This window comes from Aestuariibaculum suncheonense, from assembly GCF_014596935.1.
GTDB lineage: Bacteria > Bacteroidota > Bacteroidia > Flavobacteriales > Flavobacteriaceae > Aestuariibaculum > Aestuariibaculum suncheonense.
In genome coordinates, this window is the sequence record NZ_JACVXC010000001.1 from 66098 (window position 1) to 91840 (window position 25743).

Annotated in this window: 26 protein-coding genes; 11 read left to right on the forward strand and 15 right to left on the reverse strand. The window is 35.7% G+C overall.

Annotated elements, in window-relative coordinates:
* Positions 1–15: 15 nt before the first annotated feature.
* The 7 genes from nhaA to hemA all read right to left on the reverse strand — a co-directional run bounded on the left by nhaA (position 16) and on the right by hemA (position 8600).
* The gene (gene nhaA, locus ICJ84_RS00340; RefSeq protein WP_188214372.1) at positions 16–1314 is read right to left on the reverse strand and encodes a Na+/H+ antiporter NhaA; all 1299 of its coding nucleotides are present in this window, start codon (positions 1312–1314) and stop codon (positions 16–18) included.
* Between the two features lie 2 nt (positions 1315–1316).
* Positions 1317–2060: an EI24 domain-containing protein gene (locus ICJ84_RS00345; RefSeq protein WP_188214373.1), complete on the reverse strand. Its 744-nt coding sequence runs from the start codon at positions 2058–2060 to the stop codon at positions 1317–1319.
* Positions 2061–2165: 105 nt separating this feature from the next.
* Positions 2166–3191 (reverse strand): uroporphyrinogen decarboxylase, encoded by a 1026-nt coding sequence (gene hemE, locus ICJ84_RS00350; protein WP_188214374.1) that lies wholly within the window; start codon positions 3189–3191, stop codon positions 2166–2168.
* 1 nt (position 3192) lies between these two features.
* Positions 3193–3909, reverse strand: a complete 717-nt coding sequence (locus tag ICJ84_RS00355) for a potassium channel family protein (RefSeq protein ID WP_188214375.1) — start codon at positions 3907–3909, stop codon at positions 3193–3195.
* A gap of 28 nt (positions 3910–3937) precedes the next feature.
* Complete coding sequence (locus tag ICJ84_RS00360) at positions 3938–5680, reverse strand: TrkH family potassium uptake protein (protein WP_188214376.1); 1743 nt, start codon at positions 5678–5680, stop codon at positions 3938–3940.
* A 90-nt stretch (positions 5681–5770) separates the two neighbouring features.
* Positions 5771–7348 (reverse strand): hydroxymethylbilane synthase, encoded by a 1578-nt coding sequence (hemC, locus tag ICJ84_RS00365; protein ID WP_188214377.1) that lies wholly within the window; start codon positions 7346–7348, stop codon positions 5771–5773.
* Complete coding sequence (gene hemA, locus ICJ84_RS00370; RefSeq protein WP_188214378.1) at positions 7341–8600, reverse strand: glutamyl-tRNA reductase; 1260 nt, start codon at positions 8598–8600, stop codon at positions 7341–7343. Before hemA ends, hemC begins: the two co-directional genes overlap by 8 nt.
* A gap of 189 nt (positions 8601–8789) precedes the next feature.
* Here hemA and ICJ84_RS00375 point away from each other — a divergent pair, with 189 nt between their 5' ends.
* The 9 genes from ICJ84_RS00375 (at position 8790) to ICJ84_RS00415 (ending at position 17219) form a co-directional block, all read left to right on the forward strand.
* Positions 8790–9689: a helix-turn-helix transcriptional regulator gene (locus ICJ84_RS00375; RefSeq protein WP_188214379.1), complete on the forward strand. Its 900-nt coding sequence runs from the start codon at positions 8790–8792 to the stop codon at positions 9687–9689.
* A 4-nt stretch (positions 9690–9693) separates the two neighbouring features.
* Entirely contained in the window at positions 9694–10404 is a 711-nt protein-coding gene (locus ICJ84_RS00380; protein WP_188214380.1) for a ThuA domain-containing protein, read from the forward strand.
* A gap of 35 nt (positions 10405–10439) precedes the next feature.
* On the forward strand, positions 10440–10601 hold the full coding sequence (locus tag ICJ84_RS00385) for a hypothetical protein (RefSeq protein ID WP_188214381.1): 162 nt from the start codon (positions 10440–10442) through the stop codon (positions 10599–10601).
* Between the two features lie 200 nt (positions 10602–10801).
* The gene (hemH, locus tag ICJ84_RS00390; protein ID WP_188214382.1) at positions 10802–11833 is read left to right on the forward strand and encodes a ferrochelatase; all 1032 of its coding nucleotides are present in this window, start codon (positions 10802–10804) and stop codon (positions 11831–11833) included.
* Positions 11833–13185 carry an MATE family efflux transporter gene (locus tag ICJ84_RS00395; RefSeq protein ID WP_188214383.1) on the forward strand — a complete coding sequence of 451 codons (1353 nt, stop codon included), beginning with the start codon at positions 11833–11835 and terminating at the stop codon, positions 13183–13185. Before hemH ends, ICJ84_RS00395 begins: the two co-directional genes overlap by 1 nt.
* An 11-nt stretch (positions 13186–13196) precedes the next feature.
* Positions 13197–13745 carry a CopD family protein gene (locus tag ICJ84_RS00400; protein ID WP_188214384.1) on the forward strand — a complete coding sequence of 183 codons (549 nt, stop codon included), beginning with the start codon at positions 13197–13199 and terminating at the stop codon, positions 13743–13745.
* A 66-nt stretch (positions 13746–13811) separates the two neighbouring features.
* A complete protein-coding gene (locus tag ICJ84_RS00405) occupies positions 13812–15278 on the forward strand; it encodes a sensor histidine kinase (RefSeq protein ID WP_188214385.1) in 1467 nt (488 codons plus the stop codon).
* A gap of 21 nt (positions 15279–15299) precedes the next feature.
* Positions 15300–16082, forward strand: coding sequence for an enoyl-CoA hydratase/isomerase family protein (locus tag ICJ84_RS00410; protein ID WP_188214386.1), 783 nt, complete (start codon positions 15300–15302; stop codon positions 16080–16082).
* A gap of 63 nt (positions 16083–16145) precedes the next feature.
* Complete coding sequence (locus ICJ84_RS00415) at positions 16146–17219, forward strand: PA0069 family radical SAM protein (protein WP_188214387.1); 1074 nt, start codon at positions 16146–16148, stop codon at positions 17217–17219.
* 61 nt (positions 17220–17280) lie between these two features.
* On the opposite strand, the gene ICJ84_RS00420 is transcribed toward ICJ84_RS00415, so the two are convergent.
* From ICJ84_RS00420 to ICJ84_RS00430, 3 genes are all read right to left on the reverse strand, one after another.
* Positions 17281–17898, reverse strand: coding sequence for a hypothetical protein (locus tag ICJ84_RS00420; protein WP_188214388.1), 618 nt, complete (start codon positions 17896–17898; stop codon positions 17281–17283).
* Positions 17899–18193: 295 nt separating this feature from the next.
* The gene (locus ICJ84_RS00425; protein ID WP_188214389.1) at positions 18194–18790 is read right to left on the reverse strand and encodes a hypothetical protein; all 597 of its coding nucleotides are present in this window, start codon (positions 18788–18790) and stop codon (positions 18194–18196) included.
* A 461-nt stretch (positions 18791–19251) separates the two neighbouring features.
* Complete coding sequence (locus ICJ84_RS00430; RefSeq protein ID WP_188214390.1) at positions 19252–19851, reverse strand: hypothetical protein; 600 nt, start codon at positions 19849–19851, stop codon at positions 19252–19254.
* A gap of 620 nt (positions 19852–20471) precedes the next feature.
* On the opposite strand from ICJ84_RS00430, the gene ICJ84_RS00435 reads away from it, so the two are divergent.
* Entirely contained in the window at positions 20472–21344 is an 873-nt protein-coding gene (locus tag ICJ84_RS00435; RefSeq protein ID WP_188214391.1) for an AraC family transcriptional regulator, read from the forward strand.
* 5 nt (positions 21345–21349) lie between these two features.
* On the opposite strand, the gene ICJ84_RS00440 is transcribed toward ICJ84_RS00435, so the two are convergent.
* The 5 genes from ICJ84_RS00440 to ICJ84_RS00460 form a co-directional block, all read right to left on the reverse strand.
* Positions 21350–22003: an HD domain-containing protein gene (locus tag ICJ84_RS00440; RefSeq protein ID WP_188214392.1), complete on the reverse strand. Its 654-nt coding sequence runs from the start codon at positions 22001–22003 to the stop codon at positions 21350–21352.
* A 64-nt stretch (positions 22004–22067) separates the two neighbouring features.
* Positions 22068–23060, reverse strand: a complete 993-nt coding sequence (locus ICJ84_RS00445) for an acyl-ACP desaturase (RefSeq protein ID WP_188214393.1) — start codon at positions 23058–23060, stop codon at positions 22068–22070.
* Between the two features lie 12 nt (positions 23061–23072).
* Positions 23073–23810 carry a lysophospholipid acyltransferase family protein gene (locus ICJ84_RS00450; protein ID WP_188214394.1) on the reverse strand — a complete coding sequence of 246 codons (738 nt, stop codon included), beginning with the start codon at positions 23808–23810 and terminating at the stop codon, positions 23073–23075.
* 26 nt (positions 23811–23836) lie between these two features.
* The gene (locus ICJ84_RS00455) at positions 23837–24220 is read right to left on the reverse strand and encodes a hypothetical protein (protein ID WP_188214395.1); all 384 of its coding nucleotides are present in this window, start codon (positions 24218–24220) and stop codon (positions 23837–23839) included.
* 100 nt (positions 24221–24320) lie between these two features.
* Positions 24321–24731 carry a BrxA/BrxB family bacilliredoxin gene (locus ICJ84_RS00460; protein ID WP_188214396.1) on the reverse strand — a complete coding sequence of 137 codons (411 nt, stop codon included), beginning with the start codon at positions 24729–24731 and terminating at the stop codon, positions 24321–24323.
* A 209-nt stretch (positions 24732–24940) separates the two neighbouring features.
* On the opposite strand from ICJ84_RS00460, the gene ICJ84_RS00465 reads away from it, so the two are divergent.
* Positions 24941–25687, forward strand: coding sequence for a TerB family tellurite resistance protein (locus ICJ84_RS00465; RefSeq protein WP_188214397.1), 747 nt, complete (start codon positions 24941–24943; stop codon positions 25685–25687).
* The last annotated feature ends 56 nt before the right edge of the window (positions 25688–25743 follow it).

Consider the following 25743-nt stretch of genomic DNA (forward strand, 5'->3'; position numbering starts at 1 on the left):
ATATGTTTTCAATCGTCATTCAATGATTTTTTTTTGGAATGCTAAAATAGCATAGCCCACCAAAGTGGATATTAAAGACCCTATTAATACGCCTATTTTGGCAGAGTCAATATACGCTGGACTTGAACTAAAAGCCAATCCTGCTATAAAAATAGCCATTGTAAACCCTATGCCGGCAAGAAAGGATACACCTATAATATGAAAAGTGTTAATATCTGATGGTATTTCTATAATTTTCAGTTTTTTAGCCAGTAATACAAAAACAGAAATTCCAACACTTTTTCCTAAAATCAAGCAGATAGCGATATTAAAAACTAAGGAAAGATCTAAAGGCACACTGCTGTTTAATGCAACACCGGCATTGGCTAAAGCGAAAATGGGAATGACAAAATAAGCAACCCAATCATGTAGTCTATTTTCTAAATGTTGTAATGGGGATTGATATTTTTTTATCCAGTCTTCTAAATCGTCAATTTCATGAATTTGTTCCTTCGATAAAATAGGTTTAGATAATTCATGAGTTTGTTTAACATTGTTGGTTATGCTTATCAGGTTATTAACAAATTCACGTGTTTTAATTTTTTGTCTTATTGGAACAGAAAAAGCCAATAAAATACCGGCCAGAGTCGGGTGAATACCTGCTTTTAAAAACAGCGTCCAGATAATAATACCGAATAAAATAATTATAAATTTTGAATAAAGCCCTTTAAAAGAAAGTATATAAAGAAAGATTAGCATCGCAATGGCAATGCCTAATAAAATAATTTTAATACTTCCGCTGTAGAATAAAGCAATAACTACTACGGCACCTAAATCGTCAACAATGGCAAAGGCTGTTAAAAAAACTTTTAAACTTAAAGGAACCTTGTTTCCTAATGTTTTTAAAACAGCTAATGAAAAAGCTATGTCTGTAGCCATTGGAATACCCCAACCTTTCAAGGTTTCCGGATTTTGGTTTAACATAGTATAAAACAATACAGGAATAACCATGCCCCCTAATGCGCCAAATAAAGGAAAGGCAACTTTCTTAGCTGAATTTAATTCACCAATTAAAAACTCACGTTTAATTTCTAAACCAATTAAAAAGAAAAAGATAGCCATCAAGCCATCATTAATCCATAGAATTAAAGGTTTATTAAGCTCAAAACTTTGAGTCGTAAAACCCATTTTAAATTGCCACAATGTATTATAACTGTCCGAAATTGGTGAATTTGCCCAGATAAGGGCAATAACAGTTGCCAGAAATAATAGAATACCACTTGAGCTTTCTATTTTCACGAATTTTTGGAACGGAGATAGCAGGTTCTGTGACATTATTACATTATTTTTTTTAAATGAAGCGCCTCAATAGTTTTTACTGAAGCCGCGGTTACCGATAATGGTAATACTAATATAACTCCGATAAACGGAATTAATAAGAATAAAATAAACACGATACCATTACCAATGGCTAATCCGCGATGGCGTTTTACAAAGTTAATGCTTTCCTTGTATTTATAATGCCGTTCTAAGGTATAATCCATATTACCAAACCCGGCGTAATAGGATTGAACGAAGAATATAAGTATGGTAAACAGGATGCCTATCAAAGGTATAAAGCTTAATATTAAAAGTGGAATTGTGATAAGTAATTCCATGAGTAAATTTCGCACATTAATGCGAATGGCTCGCCAAAGTTGTTCGGTAAAGGAGGTAATTCGGTAGGTTTTATCACTACCAACTAGGTGAGCTTCAATTTTTTCGGAAACCGGACTCATAAACGGTGCCGATAGGGCCATGATAATATGCTTATACAAAATTAGTCCTAAGATAATAATTACCAATCCACCAATAATATTCCCAATGGTTGTAAAGGTGTCTTTTCCCCATTCCCAAATCCAAAGTTTGGAGATGAAAGCACCAATATTATCTGAAAGTCCGTAAGCAGAAACCCCAATAACCATAGCCGTTATAAAACTAATAAGCATGGGAATGGCAAAGTATTTCCAGAGATTTAGTTTCGAGATTAAACTTAAGGCTCCGAAATAGGCTTTAATTCCTGAAACGATATTTTTAATCATGGCTGTTGTTTTGCGTTAGCGATAGAGGCTTTGTTAAAGCTCTCCCGGTTATAAATAACCGGGAAGCGACTGCCGAAAGCGCGATCTTAGGGGAACGCCCAAAAATTAAGCGCTATAGTTTTTTACAGCATCAACAAATGCTTGTGCATTTTCCAGTGGGATGTTTGGAAGGATGCCGTGTCCTAAATTAACGATGTATTTATCTTTACCAAATTCGTTAATCATTTGGTGAACCATGCGTTTAATATCGGCAGGGGGCGATAATAATCGTGATGGATCGAAATTACCTTGAAGCGTGATATTTCCACCAGTTAAATATCTTGCATTTCTTGCGGAACATGTCCAGTCTATACCTAAAGCGGAAGCGTTACTTTGTGCCATCTCGTGAAGCGCAAACCAACATCCTTTACCAAAGGCAATCACAGGAGCATCGTCTTTTAATGCTTCGATAATCTGATTGATGTATTGCCAGGAAAATTCCTGATAATCGGTTGGAGATAGCATACCACCCCAAGAATCGAATACCTGAACGGCATTAACACCAGCTTTTACTTTTTCTTTTAAGTAAGCAATGGTGGTATCGGTAATTTTTTGAAGTAAGGTGTGTGCTGCTACTGGGTTGGTAAAACAGAATTCTTTAGCTTTATCATAGGTTTTGCTGCCTTGACCTTGTACCATGTAGCAAAGAATGGTCCATGGTGATCCCGCGAAACCAATTAATGGAATTTCATCGTTTAATAATTCTTTGGTGGCTTTAATAGCCTGATAAACGTAATCTAAAGCCTCTTTTACATCCGGAACAATAACATTCTCAACATCTTTGGTGGTACGAATTGGGTTAGGAAGATAAGGCCCGAAATTTGGTTTCATTTGTACCTCGACATTCATCGCCTGTGGAATCACTAAAATATCACTAAATAAAATAGCGGCATCCATACCGTAACGACGAATAGGTTGTACGGTAATTTCACTGGCTAACTCAGGCGTTTGGCAACGTGTAAAGAAATCGTACTTATCGCGTAATGCCATAAACTCTGGTAAATAGCGTCCTGCCTGACGCATCATCCAAACTGGTGGACGGTTAACAGTTTCGCCTTTTAATGCTCTTAAAAACAGATCGTTTTTTATCATTTTAAATGTTTTTGTTTCTTAAATCGTATTCTTCTTCACCCATACAGTAATTTTCGATGTCTTTGTTGTTTCCGTAAACCACTAAAATATCGTTCTCTAAAATTACGGTGTCTGGGTTGGTGCGGCCAATAGTTTCTTTTACTATTGTTTTCTTGCCTATCAAATTTTTCTTCTCCTTTTCGCGAATAACGGTAATCAACGTTAAGCTATATGTGTCTATCGAGTCCAGTTCGCGTAATGTCTTCCCGTAGAATTCTTTTTTGGCTCTAACTTCTGAAATGGTAAAGTTGTTATCCAGCTGATAATTCTCAAGCGTAGATTTAAAGTTGATTTGTTTTGTAAGTCGGTCTGCCGAATCCTGCTCCGGGTGAATAATACTATGAATTCCCATAGCTTCCAACACAGTATCGTGAATAGGCGATAAGGCACGACTGATAATTTTTACCGTACTCAGTTTTTTAATAATGGCTGTGGTAATAATAGCGGCTCCTTCGTTTTCTCCAATGGCTACCACCACTTTGTCGGCATCATTTAGCGGCACAGCTTCGTAAGCGAGCTCATTGGTAGAGTCCATACAAATGGCATGTGAAATTTTGTCTTTCACCAGGTTAATCTTGTCCATTTGCTTGTCTATGGCAATAACTTCATTTCCAGTTTCGGTAAGGCTTAAGGCTAAGGCTGTACCAAAATTTCCGAGTCCAAAAATTATTATTTTCATGAGTTGTTTATTTTGTTAGAATCGGTTTTTAGTTGATTAAAATATTTTCTTTTGGATACTCATAGAACTGATGATTCAACTGGCGTAGTAAACCAATCATTAAGTTGAGCATACCAATTCTCCCTACAAACATCACGATAATGATGACGTATTTGCTTGGGTCTGAAAGTGTAGGTGTAAAATTCAAACTCAATCCAACGGTACTATATGCCGAAAAACACTCAAAAGCCACGGTAAGCAACGGGGTGTCTTTCGGTTCAAAAATGAGTAAAGCCATAATGGCCATACCAATAACAATTAACGAAATACATAAAATAGCAAACGCTCTTAAAGTTGACTCAGCCGTAAGGCGTCGTCCAAAAAGCTCTATTCTACTTTTTCCTCGCGCTATCGCAATGATATTGAGCGTTGCAATAGCAAAGGTACTGGTTTTTATACCACCACCGGTCGATGCTGGTGAGGCTCCAATCCACATCAAAAAAATAACCAATAGCAATGAAGGCAGCTTCATAGACGAGTAATCGACCACGTTAAATCCAGCGGTTCTTGGGGTGACCGATCCAAAAGCGACATTGGTAAACTTTCCAAAGGCTGAGGTGTGATCTAATAAGGTATTGTTAAATTCGGAAATAAACAGAAAACCAGCGCCACCAATAAGTAAAATAATAGTGGTATAAATCACAATTTTTGTATTTAGAGTAATTACTGGAATACGTTTGTGAATGCGTTTTTTACTGAATAGCTCCAGAACATAGGTTTTTATATATTGCACGAAGTTGAAGACAATATTATGTCCTAAACCTCCAAAAACAATCAGAATCATGATAATCCATTGAAAGCTGTAATTAAAACGAATGCTTTCGTCAAATAAACCAGATGAGAAAATAGAAAATCCGGCATTACAAAATGCCGATATGGAATGGAATACCGAAAAGAAAAATTTATTGGTTATGCTGCTAACATCTAGTATGGAGTAGTAAATAAAAAAGGCACCGATAATTTCTAGCGATAACGTAAAAACAACCACATGCAGGGCCGCTTTAAATACGTCTTGCAGTCCTTCCTGAGCAATAAAATCGCGGGTATTTAATCCTTCTTTAAAAGATGAACTACCTCTGAAGAAAAAGGCGAAAAACGAAGTAAAGGTTAAAATTCCAATGCCGCCCAATTGAATTAATACTAAAATAATGGTTTGCCCAATCATGGTGAAATCTAGGCTGGTATCAACCACAGCTAACCCTGTGACGCAAACGGCACTAGTTGCAGTAAAAAGTGCATTGGTAAAGGTGATACCGTGAGTTGTGGCGCTGGGCATAATTAATAAAAAGGCACCTGATAATGCTAAAATGATAAAACTCCCCACAAATACAATAGCCGGATTAAAATAGACATCGTAAATATGACGCACTAAAATAAGTAACCTTAAAAAGAAATAAGCAATGAGGCCACCTTCTAAAACGGGTTTGATTTTTTGAAGGATGTAGTGGTAGTTATAGTCTATGTAAACTATAGACATGATGAGTGATGTCAATAGTAAAGAGCCCATAATGATGATGTTCACCAAAGCTACTTTTTTACTTTTCTTGTATTTGTAAACAATGAATTTTACGACATTGAAAGTCAGTAAAAATCCTGATAGGATAAGTAAACCTAAAACGTGCGGCGTATTAAAGTTATCGGCGAAGTCATAGCCAAAATCAAAAATGATAAAGAACAATACTATAATATCAAAAAAGCGATATACATTATTTAGTAAAGATTCTCTTTTCATTGTTATAATTGGGTTCTCTTAGAGTTTGTAAAATAACACTGATTTTAAGTAAATTAAAATCAGTGTTATTTAAGAACAAAAATAGAACTTTTATATGTAATGCTCGTTAACTAATTCTATAACGCTTTCTACCGTAGGAACTTTGGCGATTCTTACATCACTAAAATGCTTTTTGGCTTCTTTAGCAGTACTGTCGCCAATACAAAATGCAATTACTTCGGCTTTGTTTTTCTGAACAAAACTTTCTACGGTTGAAGGACTGTAAAACATTACACTTTCTATAGAATCGTTTACGCGAATACCATCATATTTTGTCTGGTAAGCTTCAACTTCGGTAACTTTTATATTGTTTTCTTCTAAAATAGTAGGAAGATCATCCAGCCTTAAATCACTGCAGAAATAGGTTACGGTGTTACCTTCCATATATTCTACAAGATAGTTAGCCAGTTTTTTTGCACTATTTTCAAAATGCGTGACTTTACCAATTTTAGTTTCTACCATGCGCTTGGTACGGCGCCCTACGCAGTAAATGTTTTTAAACTGAAGTTCTACAGGAGAAAAACTGGTTAGTAAACTTTCAACAGCATTTTTACTGGTAATGATAACGTTTTCAATTTCGTTTTTTACAAAACGCGGATGAATACGGTTTAAGCTTATTTTTATAAAATCGCTGTGTTCAACAACGGCTTTTTCATGAAAGAGTGCACGTTGGTCTTCAGTAAACGATTTTGTGGAATAGACATTCGTGTTTTTGTGACCGCCTTTTATGCTGTCCATTAAACGCTTTCCGCCACGTTCGATAATGAATTCGGCGCAGTATTTAGCCATATCGTGATGTTCACCCACTTTTTTAACGCGGGTTACATCGATACGTTTGGTGCCATCTACACTTAAAAGTACACCTTTAAATGTGATTTCGTCATTTTTAATAGTTGCCAAAGCACCAATTGGAGCGGTACAACCGCCTTCCAGCTTATTTAAAAATTCACGCTCTATAGAGGTGCAGATTTCGGTTTCTCTGTGATTCAATTGCGAGCAGGCTGTTAGCGAATAATCGTCTTCACCTAAGGCTGTAATCATAATGGCGCCTTGAGCCGGTGCAGGAATCATCCAGTCTAAATTAACGGCTTCTTCCGGACGAATACCAATACGGCCAATGCCGGCAGCCGCAAAAATGGCCCCGTTCCAGTGTTCGATATCGGCAAGTTTTTGTAAACGAGAGTTTACATTGCCACGTAAATCTACAATGGTATGCGTTGGGAAACGATTTAGCCATTGTGCACGACGGCGTAAACTTCCGGTAGCAATGACAGCATCTTTAGCGCCTAAAAACTCTTCGTTGTGCTTGAAAACCAACGTGTCGTTTACGTTACCGCGTTTTAAAACCGCAGCTTGTACAATGCCATTTGGCAATACGGTTGGAACATCTTTTAGAGAATGTACGGCAATATCAATGTCATGATTTAACATGGCGATATCTAGTGTTCTCGTAAAAATTCCGGTAATTCCTAATTCGTAAAGCGGTTTGTCTAAAACAATATCGCCTGTAGATTTTACAGGAACCAATTGTGTTTTATAACCTAATTCTTCAAGTTGATTTTGTACTATTTTGGCCTGCCATAGCGCTAACTCGCTATCGCGTGTACCAATTTTTATAATTTTAGACATGTGTTTTGGTTTCTAACTGAAACACTTTTTTAATGAGTTCCAGACTCTCATCTGTAGATACAGCATCATCTTTTAAATGATGTGCAAAATGATTTGTTATTTTTTGAATAATATTATTGCTGATTAATTCGGCTTGTGCTTCGTTAAAATCGGAAGTTTTTTTGCGTTGTGTTTCTAATTCACTGGTCGCAAAATCCATGAGTTTTTCTTTTAAAGCTTTAATAGTTGGTGCAAACTTTCTAGTTTCTAACCAACCGTTAAATTCAGCTTTTACCTCTTCAATAATAGCTTCAGCTAAAGGAATGTGTTTTTTGCGTTCTTCCAGTGTTTGGTCTGTTATTTTAGATAAATCATCTAAATGAACCAAAGTCACGTTCTCTAATTCTTCAACATTAGAATCCACGTTTTTAGGAATCGATAAATCTAAAATCAATAATGGCTTTTTCGATTGAATCAAGTGCTTGTCAACCGTTGGACGTTGCGCACCTGTAGCTACAATTAAAATGTCTGATTTATTAATTTCTTCCTGAAGATTGGCGTAATCTTTAACAATTAAATTGAACTTACCGGCAATTTGTTCAGCCTTGGTTTTTGTTCGGTTTATTAAAGTAATATGCTCGTTCTTCGTATGTTTTACTAGGTTTTCACAGGTGTTTCTTCCTATTTTACCTGTTCCGAATAGTAAAATGTTTTTAGAGGAAATAGCTTCCACTGTATTGAAGATATATTGCACCGAAGCAAACGATACCGATGTGGCACCCGATGATATTTCAGTTTCTGTTTTGATGCGTTTACTCGCCTGAATTACGGCATTTAGTAAACGCTCGGTAAAGTGATTAAGTAAGCCGTGTTTTTTAGACACACGCGCACTGGCTTTCAATTGACTGATAATTTCGAAATCACCCAAAATCTGGCTATCTAAACCAGAACCTACTTTAAACATATGTGCAATAGCTTCGTTATTTTTGTAGATGTAGGCCACTTGTTGGAATTCATCAACCGTCCCTTTTGTATTGTCGCAAAGCAGCTGAATAAGCTGGTAGGGGTGTTGAGCAAAACCGTAGATTTCGGTTCGGTTACATGTAGAAGTGACAAGCAAACTTTCAATACCGTTTTCTTTTCCTTGATGGATTAGTGCTAGTTTGGCATTTTCATCTAAACTGAAATGTCCTCGTATCTCGGCATCGGCTTTTTTGTAGCTTAACCCAATGGCATAGAAGGAGTTACTTTTAGATATGTTGTATTGGTGCATGCTTGATCTTGAAATTTCAAGGCAAATGTATGTCGATACAAATTAAAAAAATAACGCTGAAAGAACTTTTAATAACGATAGTGGTTTTTTATCTGTTTTTTTCGTTGTAAATTAGCAATTGCTATATTTTTATAGTGAAATGGTTAAGTTTAGAGTTTTTTGTTTAGAACTAATCTAAATAATTTAGTTATGATGCATAATGGGATAGATTTTAAAAATAACGCCACAGGTTCTTTTGATGAAACCGAAATTGAAGATGGGTTTTTGGTTTTCACCTTTAAGAACGATACCAGTAGCGAGCAATGTATAGTTAAAGATATTAACTGTGATTTCATTCAATTTCACTTTTGCATAAAAGGTTCCAGTAAGTTTCATTTTAATGAAGGACGCTATACGTTGAACATACATGAGGAAAACTCGTTGCTGCTATATAATCCGCAGCGCGATTTGCCGATTAATCTGGAGGTGAATCCAAATTCATGGATTGTTTCGGTGTTGATTTCCATAAAAAAATTCCATGGTTTATTTTCTCAGGAGGCTGATTATATATCCTTTTTAAATGCTGAAAACAAAGACAAAAAGTATTATAAAGATGGTATCATTTCCCCGTCTATGGCTATTGTTTTGAATCAATTGATAAACTTTAATTTAAATACGACCATTAAGAATCTGTACTTTAAAGGAAAAGCTTATGAATTGTTGAGCTTGTATTTTAATAGGAGTGAAGATGCCAATGTAGAACAATGTCCGTTTTTGGTAGATGAAACCAATGTTATTAAAATTCGAAAAGCCAAAGATATCATTATAGCAAATATGTCAGAACCGCCAAGTTTACAGGAATTGGCCGATGAAATAGGCTTGAGTCTAAAAAAATTAAAGGAAGGTTTTAAGCAAATTTACGGCGATTCGGTCTATAGTTTTTTATTTGATTATAAAATGGAAGTGTCTCGAAAACTTCTCGAATCGGGAGAAAATAATGTGAATGAAGTCGGATTAAAAGTGGGGTACAGTACGGCAAGCCATTTTATAGCTGCGTTTAAAAAGAAATATGGTACGACACCTAAAAAATATTTGCAATCAATTAGCTAGTGTTATGAGAGGTTTATTATTTTGTTTAGTCGTTGTTTTTTCAAGTTTCGTTTCACCGCCTAAAGAATCTCAGATATTGGTGTTTACCAAAACGGCTGGTTTTAGGCATGAGTCTATTGAGGTTGGTGTTGAAACTTTAAAAGCATTAGGTATCGAAAATCAGTTTGCCATCACCCACACCGAAAACGCAGAAGTATTCAACTATAGAAATTTAAAACGTTACGATGCAGTGATTTTTTTAAATACTACCGGCGATGTTTTGAATGCCGAACAGGAACAAGCCTTTGAAAAATATATTAATAAAGGTGGAAGTTTTATGGGAATTCATGCCGCAACCGACACCGAATTCGAGTGGCCTTGGTTTAACAAGTTGGTAGGCGCTTATTTTCTGGATCATCCAAAACAGCAAACTGCAACGATTAATCGAGTTATTCGGTCGCATCCCGCTACAAAACATTTACCAAACCAATGGCAGCGTTATGATGAGTGGTATAATTTTAAATCTATGAATAAGCAGGTTAATGTGCTTTTAATGTTAGATGAAACCTCTTATGAAGGAGGAAAAAACGGGGCTTTTCACCCAATAGCCTGGTGTCATGAGTTTGATGGCGGACGTGCATTTTATACCGGATTGGGGCATACCGTTGCGTCTTACAGTGAACCGGAATTTAAAAAACATTTGCTGGGAGGGATTTTGTATTGCTTAAATCGATGATTTTTAATATATTAGAAAAACCTAAATCATTGTTTATGAAATATTTAACCCCTGAAATTGAAGCGCTTTCAAAAAGTGTCAGTTCAAAATCATTAGCAAGACCTTCAACCTCCTGTGGCATTTTCCAGGATTGTGATTACAACGAAGAACGACCAAAACCTTATTTTCAGAAAAAAATTGAAGAAAACGATGTGTAGTTTGTTTTTTGAGTTTTAAATCCTTTTATAATCAATTTGGTTTAATTCTTAATAAGAAAATACTATACTAACATATAACGACGATTGTAATTTCTATTGTACTTTTGCAATAAGAGATGAGCCTGAATCACCCATGTTTTAAGTAAAACTTATGCAGGCGAATTCCACTTAACGAAAACATAGAAATTTAGCATTAACAGATGAAAAAAGGTATTCTACTCGTTAATTTAGGGTCGCCAGACAGCCCGTCACCAAAAGATGTAAAGAAATATTTAGGAGAGTTTTTAATGGATGAGCGTGTTATCGATATTCCGCTTTTGGCCAGAACAGCTCTTGTTAAAGGAATTATTCTGAAAACACGTCCTAAGGCTTCGGCAGCAGCTTACAAAAAGATTTGGTGGGAAGAAGGATCGCCTTTAATCGTCATTTCAGAACGTGTACAAAAGAAGCTTCAAAAGTTAGTTGATGTTCCCGTAGCCTTAGCCATGCGTTACGGCAGTATGACTATTAAAAAAGGACTTCAGGAATTGGTAGATCAGGGGGTAGAAGAAGTCCTGTTATTTCCATTATATCCACAGTTTGCCATGGCTACAACCGAAACTATTACGGTTTTAGCTGAAGAACTACGCCAAGAGCATTTTCCAAATTTAAAAATTGAATCGGTTCCGGCATTTTACAATAAGCCAGACTATATTGAAGTGCTTTCAGAGAGTATTAAAAAGCATTTAGAAGGAAAAGATTACGAACATCTACTGTTTTCATATCACGGCGTACCAGAGCGTCACATTCGTAAAAGCGATGTGACCAAATCGCATTGTAAAATAGACGGGAGTTGTTGTAAAACACCTAGTAAAGCACATGAGTTTTGCTACAGGCATCAATGTCTGGAAGTAACGCGCCTGGTTGCTGAAAGACTTCAGCTTAAATCCGATTCCTATTCAACATCGTTTCAATCGCGATTAGGATTCGATCCGTGGTTATTGCCATATACCGACAGAACCATAGAGCGTTTAGGGAAAAGCGGAGTGAAAAATATGGCGATTGTAACACCGGCCTTTGTAAGTGATTGTTTAGAGACTTTAGAGGAAATAGCAATGGAAGGTCAGGAGATTTTCCATGAAATGGGCGGAAAAGATTTTACTACAGTGCCATGTTTAAATGATGATGATGAGTGGGTAGCCCTGTTGGCAAAATGGATAAAAAACTGGGAATCGACTAACGTTATAGCTTAATGGCAAAAGTATCGGCAAAGGATTTAGGAACACAACCCATAAGCAAATTACTGGTTAAACAAGCGGTTCCTGCGTCAATAGGTATTTTAGTGATGTCATTAAATATATTAGTCGATACTATTTTTGTGGGACATTGGATTGGTTCTATCGCTATTGCAGCGATAAACATTGTATTACCAGTGTCGTTTTTTATTGCGGCTTTAGGGATGAGTATTGGGATTGGAGGATCGTCAATTATATCCAGAGCTTTAGGAGCTTCCAATCAGGAAAAGGCGCTGAAAACCTTCGGAAACCAGATTACTCTGGCCTTGTTGTTTACGGTGTCGATGGTCGTTTTAGGTCTGACTTTTGCAGATAATATTATTTTATCCTTTGGTGGAAAAGGGGCAATTTTTGATCCTGCAAAAATTTATTACCAGATTGTGCTTTATGGAGTGCCTTTTCTGGCACTATGTATGCTAGGGAACACCGTAATTCGCGCTGAAGGTAAGCCTAAGTTTGCCATGTACGCCATGATGATTCCGTCGGTAAGCAATTTAATTCTGGATTATATTTTAATAAATCTTTTAGATTATGGTATGTATGGCGCAGCCTGGGCAACAACCATTTCCTATGTTATTTGCTTCGTGTTTATTCTATGGTTTTTTCTGTCTAAACATTCCGAATTAAAAATCAATTTTCTTCATTTCGGACTTAATCTATCTATAGTAAAAGAAATAGCCTCTTTAGGTTTTGTAACCTTGGCCAGACAGGCGGTGGTAAGTATCACCTATTTGTTTATGAATAATATTCTCTTCGATTTAGGAGGAGAAACGTCAGTGACAGCTTACGCTATTGTTGGTCGCATGCTCATGTTTGCTTTATTCCCGGTATTCGGAATTACCCAAGGATTTTTACCTATAGCTGGCTTTAATTATGGTGCTAAAAATTACGATCGCGTTCGGGAGAGTATTAACACGGCAATCAAGTATGCTTCGGTTTTGGCGACTTTGGTTTTTATTTTACTAATGGCATTTCCGGAAGCCATTACTAAAATGTTTACTAGTGATGTTGCTGTGATTCAACAAACCCCAAGTGATATGCGCTGGGTTTTTGCTGCAACGCCCATTATCGCACTTCAACTTATTGGTGCGGCTTATTTTCAAGCCATTGGTAAAGCAACACCAGCGTTGTTACTAACCTTATCGCGACAAGGGTTTTTCTTTATTCCGTTGATTTTAATTTTACCTAAATTTTACGGGGAATTAGGTGTTTGGATGTCTTTCCCTATATCCGATGTCTTATCAACTTTAGTTACGGGATATTTTTTAAACCGCGAGATTCGAAGAGATTTAATTGCTAAAACCACATAAAAACAATTTCAATGGAATACTACAATTATATAAAAGCGTTACATCTTATTTTTGTAATCACCTGGTTTGCCGGTCTGTTTTACATCCCCAGATTGTTTGTGTATCAAATTGAGGCTTCAGAGAAACCTTCACCGGAAAAGGAAATCTTAGGAAAACAACTGGCCTTGATGGCAAAGCGACTATGGAATATCATTACCTGGCCATCGGCGATTTTAGCAACGGTTTTCGCTATTTGGTTGCTTATTTTAATGCCAGGTTTTCTAAAACAGCCCTGGATGCATGTTAAACTGGCTTTTGTGGTTTTACTAATCATCTATCACTTAAAAACCCATCAATATTACAAACAATTGCAAAAAGGAATAGTCGCTAAAACGTCCAATTTTATGCGTTTATGGAATGAAGGTGCCACCTTTATTTTATTCGCTGTGGTGTTTTTGGTTATTTTAAAAAGCGCTATTAATTGGGTGTTTGGAGTTGTTGGAATTCTTGTATTAGGAATTTTAATCACCTTAGGATTCAAAATTTACAAGAATATTCGTGATAAAAATCCGGAGGCATAAGCGCTTGCTTCGAGCCGGGAAAATATTGGCTTAATTATTGCTATATTTAGTCAATTAAAACTTCAGATGAAATTAAAAAAGCTGTCTTTACGAATCCGTATTTTTCTAGCCATGATTTTGTTGGTGTTTCTCGCGTCAGTACTTATTGCGGCGGTTGCGATTTACCAGTATAAGGAGCAGAGTGAAGATTACCATAACGGACATTTAGAGCGTAAGGAGAAGAATATTCAAACGCATTTAAAGCGTATTTTAAACGGACGCCAAAATACCTGGGAGGTTAAAACCGAAAATATCCCCATTATTTTTAAGGAAGAGATTTATAATATCGCCGATATTCACAAGCTTCAGATTAATCTTTACGATCTTGATGGATCGCTGTTAATTTCCTCACGTGCCGGAATTCAAAAGCAAGCTGCCGATATCTGTTTAAATGCAGAAATTTTAAATGCCATTTCCAACACCGCAGAGCATATGTATATGGATGTGCATAAGGAAAACGGAGAGATTTTTCAGTCGTCTTATACCTATTTGCTTGATCAGCAATCGAAAGCAATAGCCATATTAAACTTACCGTATTTAGAGAAAGATGACTTTTTAACCAATGAGATTTTGGAGTTCTTGGAGCGTATTGCTTATGCCTTCATTATTATTCTTTTAATGGCAATTGCAGTAGCGTTTCTGTTGTCAAAATACATTACAAAATCGTTACAAACCATTAGTGAAAAGATAAATGCGACACGTTTGGAGAAACGTAATGAGCGGATTGATGTGGACGATACTAGTGAAGAGATTTCAACCCTGGTTAATTCGTATAATAGTATGATTGACGAATTGGAGGAAAGTGCCATTCAGCTAGCCAGAAGTGAACGTGAACAGGCCTGGCGGGAAATGGCAAAACAAGTGGCACACGAAATTAAAAATCCGTTGACCCCAATGCGTTTAACGGTGCAGAATTTCCAAAGAAAGTTTAATCCGGAGGACGAAAATATTAATGAAAAGCTGGACGAATACACTAAGACTTTGATTCAGCAAATCGACACCATGAGTGCGATAGCTTCGGCGTTTTCAAACTTCGCAAAAATGCCGGCGCAGCAGAACGAAACCTTAAATGTGGTAAAAATTGTAAAGCTGGCCCTTGATATTTTTAATGAAGACTATATTGTGTTTCATGCACAGGAGGAAGAAATAATCGCTAAATTTGATAGAACACAATTGATTCGTGTGATTACGAATTTGGTGAAGAACGGTATTCAGGCCATGCCGGAACATCAGGATCCTAAAATTGAAATCGATGTCGCTTCGGAAGGTAATTCGGTTGTGATTACGGTAAGCGATAATGGTTCCGGGATTTCAGAAGAAAATATAGATAAGGTGTTCGAGCCTAAGTTTACCACGAAAACCAGTGGCATGGGTCTTGGTCTGGCCATGGTAAAAAACATTGTAGAAACCTATAAAGGCTCTATAACGGTTATATCAGAGAAGAATGTAGGAACAACGTTTAAAGTTAAGTTTCCAAAAGAAACGATCCTTTAAATCCTGAAAAATAAAAGTATAATGAGTTTTAATAATATTCTTGTTGAAGAAAATGATGGTATCGCAACCATTACAATAAATCGTCCGAAAAAGTTAAATGCCTTGAATAAGGAAACGATTGAGGAGCTGCATCAGGCGATAAAGGAAGCTGAAAAGGATGATGATGTTAAAGTGTTAATCATTACTGGAAGTGGCGAAAAGGCCTTTGTTGCTGGTGCAGATATTAGTGAATTCGCTGATTTTTCTGTTGAAGAAGGCACAAAATTAGCTGCAAACGGTCAAAAGATATTATTCGATTTTATTGAAAATTTATCGAAACCGGTAATAGCCGCAGTAAACGGGTTTGCTTTAGGAGGAGGACTGGAATTGGCTATGGCGTGCCATTTCAGATTGGCGAGTGATAATGCCAAAATGGGGCTTCCAGAAGTCTCTCTTGGTGTTATTCCGGGTTATGGAGGTACACAACGTTTGCCACAATTAATCGGTAAGGGTAGGGCTATGGAAATGATTATGACTGCCGGTATGATTGATGCTAATAAAGCTTTAAGTTATGGTTTGGTAAATCATGTAACTTCACAGGAAGAGTTACTTCTGCTTTGCGAGAAAATAGCGAATAAGATTACTAACAATTCTCCGGTGGCTATTAGTTCAGCTATTCAGACAATTAATGCGAATTTTAAATCGGGCGTAAATGGTTATGATGTGGAAATTAAAGCATTTGGCAAATGTTTTGGAACCGATGATTTTGCAGAAGGTACTACCGCCTTTTTGGAAAAGCGCAAAGCTAAATTTACAGGAGAGTAAATCTGCTTTTTAATAAAATTATCGTTTTATAATTCTTAATTTTATAGGGCTTATTTCGTCCTTATGAATTCTAATTCACCCATAAAAGGTCGTGGTGCACAACAAAATGTGCCCAATCGTTTTTTCGAGTTGACTCACGAAATGCGAGACGATTTTTTAGAATTTTGCAGAATAGAGGGTGAAGAAGCCGATAAAAATACAACGCAATATTTAGAAGTTTTTCCTAAAACGATTGTCAATAAAATTGAGAGTCCCGATATTGGAATGACCTATTCCATGAACATGTATCAGGGCTGTGAACACGGTTGCATTTACTGTTACGCACGAAATAGTCATGAATACTGGGGCTATAGTGCCGGCCTGGATTTCGAGCGACGTATTTTGGTGAAAAAACAAGCGCCTCAATTGTTGGAATCTTTTATTAAAAGGAAGACTTGGCAGGCTCAAACCATTGTGATGTCTGGTAATACAGATTGTTATCAGCCTGCCGAAAAAGAATTCGAAATCACTAGAAAATGTCTAGAAGTATTTTTAAAATACAAACATCCAGTGGGGATTATTACAAAAAATGCCCTAATTCTACGTGATTTAGATGTGTTGAAAGCCCTAGCAGAGGAGCATCTGGTAGCAGTAAATGTTTCGATTACCTCGTTATCTGAAGAAACACGGCGAGTTTTAGAGCCTCGAACCACCACAATAAAAAGGCGATTAGAAACTGTAAAAACATTGAGCGAGCATGGTATTCCGGTAAATGTCATGTTAGCGCCTATAATTCCATCCATTAATAGTCATGAAATATTGCCTTTAGCCAAAACTGCTGCGGAGCATGGTGCATTATCTATAGCGCATACAGTGGTAAGATTAAATGGTGCAATTGGCGAAATCTTTACTGATTGGATTAGAAAAACCATGCCAGATCGAGCTGATAAAGTCTTGCATCAAATTGAGAGTTGTCATGGAGGTAGTTTAAATGATAGCCGTTTTGGAACTAGAATTCATGGAGAAGGACATATTGCCAGGCAAATAAATGATTTAATGAAGCTGGCAAGGCATAAGTATTTTAAAGATAGGGAGATGCCAAGATTAAATACATCATTACATGAAACGTACAAAGACGGACAGTTAAAATTGTTCTAATAAAAAAGGTGAGCAATTTTGCTCACCTTTTCAGTGGTTTCAAGTGTTAAGTTTGAATGTTTTACTTTGAAATTGATTCAGTAAATACTTTACCTTCCGTTTTGTAAACAATTTTGTAATCGCCTTTGTTTAATCCAGAAAGTCTGAATATTCTACTTACGTTTTCGGTGTTTGTAATCGTTTCAGAATGCATTAATTCCGGAACAGAAGTAACGCCGTTTTCACTTGTAAAATAAACAGCAATTTCTAAAGGTGCTTTGTTTAAAGATAATCTGGAAATGTAAACCATGTCCCCTTTTATGCGCGTAACAGGTTTAAAAATAGTACTTTCCAATTCTTTTTGAAATGCAACAGTGTTGTTGTTTACAGTAAAAGGAATGGTGGTAATTTCTACATCTTTGTCTAATTCAAAAAAGTAACTACCATCTGGAAGCGATGTTAAATCGAATCCTTTAGTGTAGGTTCCTGTTTTCTGTATTAGCTCTTTATATAGTACCATTCCATTATCATCTTTGATAGATAATAGGTTGCCTGCTTTAACATCACTTAACGTTACAGAAGTCTTCTCGGCATCATCTTTAAAAGAAAAATACGATGCGTCATTCGCGAAACTTAACAAGGTAGCAAATAATGTTACCATTAAGAATCTTTTTCTTGTGTTGTTTAATACGTTTTTCATGATTTAGTGTTTTTAACGTTTCACAATGTAAAGATAGGTCGGTAATTTTGTTTGTAAAACACTGAAATTGACTGATTTATGTTCTAAATTATCCGTTATTTTTACATCAATTAATGGTTAAGTTAATATGGATTATGAAGTTGTTAAATGAGTACATATTTACGCGATTTATAGGATTTGTACTGTAAATAGAGCTATCCTCCTTACAGGAATTGTATTCTATGTTCAATTTAAAGCAAAAAAAAAGTGAGCCACCACAGCTCACTTTACCAACTAAACTAAATAAGACATTAAACTAATTATTAATGAATGTCGTGTATTCCTTGTTATCAGAGATGAATACTATTTTGTAGTCACCTTTCCCTAATTTATATGCTTTCTCTATAGACTGAATACCTTTAATTCTTTCCGAGTGAATTAAATCGTATTCGCTATTGTTGTTTGCGTAAATGTGGATGCTTAAAGCTTCTTGTTTTGGCGCCAATTTAGTAACGTAAACAACCCCGTTGTCTTCTCTAACATAAGGCTTGTAACTTGTAGTTTCTTTAGCTTTGTTAAAGTAAACGTTTTCAAAGTTTACGGTAAAAGGAATGGTTCTAACTTCTAAGTTTTTGTCGATTTCAAAAACATATTCACCGTTTGGTAAAGCAGATAAGTCGAATCCTTTTTTATACGTTCCCGTTTCTTTAATTTGTTCTTTATAAAGTACAACACCATAGTTGTCTTTAATAGATAATATGTCACCAGCTTTTACATGATTCAAAGTAATCGCTGTTTTAGAAATTTCAGCAGCATCTGTTGAAACTGTAATATCATTAGCGTTACTTAATAATGATGTAGAAACAGCTAATAATAAAATACTTTTCTTTAATACGTTAATAGTCTTTTTCATAATGATGTGTTTTACAACGTTCAACGGTACAAAGATATGGTAGATATCAAGTTGATAAAACATCACATTTGATGAGTTTATGTGCTATTTTATCAGTTAATTCTATGTTAAATTAATGTGAAGTTAAAATAGCATATATTAAGGTTAAGTTTTTATATAATGGCTTGTTTAAGGTATTCTTTTAGCCTAGTTGTTTGCTTTTGTTTTACGATGGTGTAGATCGAATAATTAATATAGTATATGGTTTGAAAGCAATATGCGGTAATTTAAGCTTAATATAGAAATTAGTATACTCATAGAATAATATTACGGATAGCTATAAACTGAATTTATACTTTATAGAGTATGAGTGATCGAATCGCTTTAGTTGGTTGCCATTCACTTTAAAATCCTTCATTTTAAAGAAAAAAAAGTGAGCCACCACAGCTCACTTTACCAACTAAACTAAATAAGACATTAAACTAATTATTAATGAATTTTGTATATTCCTTATCGTTAGAGATGAAAACCAACTTGTAGTTGCCACCTTTTTCTAATCTGTAAACACGGTCTATGGATTGTATTCCTTTTATTTTTTCAGAGTGAATCAATTCGTATTTACTATTTTGCTCAGCGTAAATGTTAATTTTTAAACTTTCATGATTAGGAGCCAGTTTAGAAATGAATAAGATACCATTCTCTTGCTTTACAAAAGGTTTGTAAGTAATGGTCTCTTCATTTTTGTTAAATGTTACCTTTTCAAAGTTTACGCTAAAAGGAACGGTTTTAATTTCTAAAGCTTTTTCCACTTCAAAAAAGTAATTACCGTTTGGTAAAGCAGATAAATCGAATCCTTTTTTATAGGTTCCAGCTTTCTGAATAGCTTCCATATATAAAGTAGCTCCGTTTACATCTTTTATAGATAGCAAATCTCCTACTTTTACATGATTAATAGTAAAAGCGGTAGTTGTAATTTTATTATTGTTAGTAGACACAGAAACTTCGGTAGCGTTACTCAATAATGAAGTAGATAAGGCTAATACTAATAAGGTATCGTTTAAAATTTTAACTGTGTTTTTCATAATGTGTTGTTTTAATTGTTCAACGTTACAAAGATAGAGTAGGATAACCTGTTGTAAAACAACTGTTTTGATGAATATATGTGCTATTTTATCACAATATGTACTTTTTTAATGGTTATATGAAAATTTAGTTTAAATTTGAGTTAATTAAGTATATAATTAAAGTTGAAGTATAGATAATTAACAGCGATATTTGATTTGTTATGGTATGGGTGATAATTTAGTACAAAAAAAAAGTGAGCCACCACAGCTCACTTTACCAACTAAACTAAATAAGACATTAAACTAATTATTAATGAATATTGTAAACTCTTGTATCGAGTTAGATTTATATCGAAATTTCTGTTTAAAGAAATTTTTGATGTCAAAATTTTATGTGTCTTGAAAAGAATTCAATTTAAATACGAATAATTTTAAGAGCGCGTTGTTATCATAAATCAACAGTACAAATATAGCACAGGTTAAGTGTCGGGAAAACAACTAATTTATCGTATTTATATGCTATATTAACTGTTAAATATATGTTAACAGGATGTGAAGTTAAAATAACACACAATCGAGATAATAAATTATATATTTACATCGTATTATGTTGTAAATTTGCTTAAACCCAATTTGTTATGATTAATAAAAAGCCAACATTTAGAAAGCTTACTCCAAGTTTTGGGAGTTCGATATTAGTTAAGCAACATGTCGATACCGTGGATAAAAGCTTTGCCTACTGGCATTTCCATCCTGAATTAGAGCTTATTTATATAAATAAGGGGCAGGGGAAAACACACATAGGAAATCATCTATCATATTTCAATAATAGTCAGTTAATATTAATCGGTTCAAATTTACCGCACAATGGTTTTACCGATAGGTTAACAGCTAATGGAACGGAAACAACCATACAGTTTAAATCTAACTTTTTAGGAAACGATTTTCTTGAAGTTCCGGAAATGGCAAATATTGTATCGTTATTCGAACGTGCTAAAAAAGGGATTCGTTTTCGAGTGGAAACCAAACAGAAAATTGGTCCTAAAATTGAAAAACTGATGAAATATCAGGGACTGAAACGTGTTTTTAAGTTTTTAGAAATATTAGACTATCTGGCAACCACGGATGATTATACTATTTTAAATGCTGATGGTTTTTCTTTTGAAACTGAGGCACAGGATAGCTCAAAGGTAGATGTCATCTATAAATATGTGAATAAAAATTTTCAACGTCATATTAGTTTAGATGAAATTGCGGATGAGGTAAGTATGACGGTTCCCGCCTTTTGTAGATATTTTAAAAAAGCTACAGGAAAGACCTTTACGCAGCTTGTAAATGAATATCGTGTGGTGCACGCTACGAAATTGTTGAATGAAAGTCAAATGAGTATTGCCGACATTTGTTTTGAATGCGGATTTAATAACTTCTCGCATTTCAATAAACAGTTTAATGAAATCGTAGGGAAAAGTGCTTCGAATTACCGTAAGGAAATTAAAATGATGATAGGCTAAGCGTATTATTTAAGGCCATTCCATTCGTTGTAAAACTGATCTAAAAACTGAGTCATAAAATTATGGCGTTCAATGGCTATTTTTTGTGCCGTTTTGGTATGCATTCTGTCTTTAAGTAATAATAATTTTTCGTAGAAATGATTAATGGTCGGCGCTGTTGAAGTTTTGTATTCTTCTTTACTCATATTTAAGTTAGGCTGAATTTCCGGATCGTAAAGCGCACGGTTCTTAAAGCCGCCATAATTAAAGCAACGGGCAATACCTATAGCGCCAATAGCATCTAAGCGGTCGGCATCCTGAATCACATCTAATTCTGCCGATTTGAATTTTTGGGCTTCATTACCTCCTTTAAATGAAATGTTTTCAATAATGTTTACCACATGTTCGATAATGGTCGAGTCTACATTCTGCTTAAAGAGGAATTCCCGAGTCACTCTTGGACCAACTGTTTCGTCACCATCATGAAATTTACTGTCGGCAATATCGTGTAATAAGGCACCAAGCTGAACAATAAAAAGATTAACAGGTTCTTGTTTTGCTATGAGTATAGCATTATTGTAAACACGTAAGATATGAAACCAGTCGTGTCCTCCTTCAGCATGCTCTAAGCTATCTTTAACAAAGGCTTTGGTTGCAGTGATGATGTTGTCGTTATTCATAATCCTATAAAAATAAAAAATCCTTTCGGTATGGAAAGGAATTTTTATAAACTTAATGTTTTAATTATTTTACAGTTGCTGGCTCAACCCATTTAAACTGGTATGAGTTTTCCGGGATTTTCATACGTTCTGATAAACGATACATTCTTGCCGGAAGTTTCATTAAATAATCTCTGGCTTTTTCAGCTTCATCGGTAAGGTTGGTTAATTTGTCAATATCCCAACGTACCAGTAATTTTTCTAAAATCTGAACATAATCGTGAGAGGTGTACACCCCAATACGTTGCGCGGTATTAGAAAACTCTTCGAAAGCCGTGCTTATTTGGTCGCCTGACTCTCTTAAAAAGTGTGCAGGCATAGTGATTTTTTGCTTCATCATGGTGTAAAACGCCATCATCATTTGGCTCGGATCTACCTTAAAAATACGTTCTACGAAATCGGAATACGCATTGTGATGACGCATTTCGTCTCCAGAAATAATCTGGCACATTTTACCTAATTGTTTGTTACCACTTTTCTTAGCAATTTTAGCCACACGGTTGTGTGAAATATAGGTTGCTAACTCCTGAAAACTGGTGTACACAAAGTTTTTATAAGGGTCTCTGTCTGTTCCAATATCAAAACCATCAGCAATTAAATATTGTGTGGTTTTTTCAATTTCGCGCATGTTTACACGACCTGAAAGGTATAAGTATTTGTTTAGGACATCACCATGGCGGTTTTCTTCAGCCGTCCAGTGGCGTACCCATTTAGCCCATCCGTTTTCGCGGTCTTGTTGCTTAACGCCTTCAACATCCATTAACCAGGATTCGTAAGTTGGTAAGGCTTCTTCGGTAATCATGTCACCAACCAAAACCACCCAGAAATCATATGGTAATTCTTTTGATAATTCTCGTATTTCACGAACCTCTTCGAAGAAATTGTCACCTTCCGAATTCGGTAGGAAATCGGTTGGTTGCCAAATGTTTTCAATCGGGATTAAATATTTTTCTATCAGTGATTCAACGTCTTTTTCCAAAAACTGCATGACCTCTAATCTCACATTCTTTAACGACATTTTTCTATGTTTTTATGAGTGAATACTGTTCTTAATAGTAGTTTCAATACTATTTATAAGCTCTTCTTTATTTGCAAAGGTACTAACTTTTAAAGGCTTATGTATGGTAAATGTAACATGATTGCCCAAACCCATAGGGAAATTACCATATTTTAACATTTTCCAGGAGTTATTAATACTTACAGGAACCACGTAGGCTGAAGGTATTTTTTTGAATAACATTTCTAACCCTTTTGTTTGGAAAGGTTTAGGTTTTCCGGTTTTACTTCGGGTACCTTCGGGGAAAATAACGGCTGCACGCTTATTGGTTTCAATGTATTCACCAAACTTCATAAGTGCAGGCAAGGATTGTCTCGGGTTTTTGCGATCGATTAAGGCCGCACCACCATGACGTAAGTTATAAGACACACTTGGGATTCCTTTTCCCAGTTCAATTTTACTAATGAATTTCGGGTGATGTTTACGCATATACCAGGTAAGTGGGTAAATATCGTGTAAACTCTGGTGGTTCGCTACAAAAATAATGGGTGTGTTTTCAGGAATCTCCTGGGTATTAATACATGAAAAGCGCGTGCCTAACACATAGCCACATAGCATTAAGCAATATTGTAATGCATCGACACTTAATTTATGGGCTTGGTAACCAAAAAGGTTAAAGCAAATCCATTGAATTGGGTGAAAAATAACCAGTGTTAAGAAAAAACACAAGTAATAAATTGCGGTTAGCGGATATGATAATAGTTTTAACATGCCGCAAAAATAAGTAAAACTTAGTTTTAATAAACAGCGACACAGGTGTTATTTTCACAGCGGACCTCTTTAGGAGGGGAGACAAGCATACAATCTGAAAAAATACCCCATTTTTTGTTATAATCGGCTTCCATTTGATTGTAGGTTTTAACTTGTTCCTCAAGAATTTCAACATCGATTGAGGTGGAATAGATTAAATAACCCCATGGTCCGCCACAAGGTTTACTTCCAAAAGCGATGTATTTACAGGTTGTGGTTTCATTACATTCTGAAGCGGATGCTAAAGTTTCAATTTTCGCTTTCAGTGCTGTTAATGCATTTAAATCGTCATCCTGAGATAATACAGGATCGTCATCGCATTTTGTGGAAAGTAATATTAATGGTAGTAAAAACAGCAAATAGGGTTTCATAGCAGGCTTTTATTTGTAGATGCCTGATATGAAAAAAGGTTGCGTTATGAAATAAAAAAAGCCACGATAATTCGTGGCTTCTTCTTTCTAATATTTTTTATTAGCAATACTCGTTGTAAGCATCAACAAGGTTTTCTGCGATTAATTCAGCAGGGCGACCTTCAATGTGGTGACGCTCTAGCATATGTACCAATTCACCATCTTTAAATAAAGCCATACTTGGTGAGCTTGGAGGGAATGGTACCATATGTTGTCTTGCTTGTGCAACCGCTTCTTTATCAACTCCTGCGAAAACAGTAACGATATGATCTGGTTTTTTAGCATTTTGTAAACTTAATCGAGCACCTGGGCGCGCATTGGCAGCCGCACAACCACAAACAGAATTTACTACAACTAACGTAGTTCCTTCTTTTGCTAAGGCAGCGTCTACAGCCTCAGGAGTATGTAATTCTTCAAAACCAACTTTGGTTAAATCTTCACGCATTGGTTTTACTAATTCTGCTGGATACATATATTTTAATTTTTAAAAATTAACAAATTTAGATTGCAAAGATACCAATTGTGTAACAATTAGTGCTTTCAATCTACTAACAAATATTATATTTACACTCATTTTTTATTATCATTAGAACAGTGAGTGTGAGCCTGCTTTAACAAGCTCCTTCTTAAAAATAAAGAAAGAGGTTGGTAGGTTTGACGTTAAACCTTATTTATACTTACATGAATTTTTCAAAATGGATTGGAGCGGCCTTAGGTTGGTCGTTTGGTGGGCCTGTTGGCGCTATTTTAGGATTGGCCTTAGGAAGCCTTGTAGACTCTATGGGGAATGGATCAGAAATAAATCAGGATACACAACAACGCTACAGGCAGCGCCCCATAACGCAGCCGGGCGATTTCGAGGTTAGTTTGTTAATTTTAGCTTCGATTGTTATTAAAGCTGATGGAAAACAAGATCAGCGTGAATTAGATTATGTGCGTATGCATTTTGCGAATATGTATGGTAAAGATCGCGCTAATCACGCCTTTCGATTGTTTAAGGAGATTAATAAGCAGAAGAATATTTCAACCCGGCAGGTGTGTTTGCAAATCAGACAAATGATGGAGCACCCGTCACGTTTGCAACTTGTCCATTTTTTATTCGGAGTAGCCAAAGCCGATGGTGTGGTTACCGAAAGCGAAGTGGCAGCGATTCAAACCATGGCAGGATATTTAGGAATTAGTTCTTATGATTTTGAAAGTATTAAAGCTATGTTTTACGAATCGGCTGATAATGCTTATAAAATTCTGGAGATTGAAAAATCAGCTACAAATGAAGATATTAAAAAGGCTTACCGTAAGATGGCTAAGAAATACCATCCAGATAAGGTAATTCATCTAGGGCAGGAACATCAAAAAGGGGCAGAGGAAAAATTCCGTCAGGTGCAGCAGGCTTACGAGCAGTTGCAAAAGGAACGCGGGTTTAATTAAAACTAAAAAACCAATTATGCCTAAGGGTATAATTGGTTTTAAAGAATTCTTTTGTT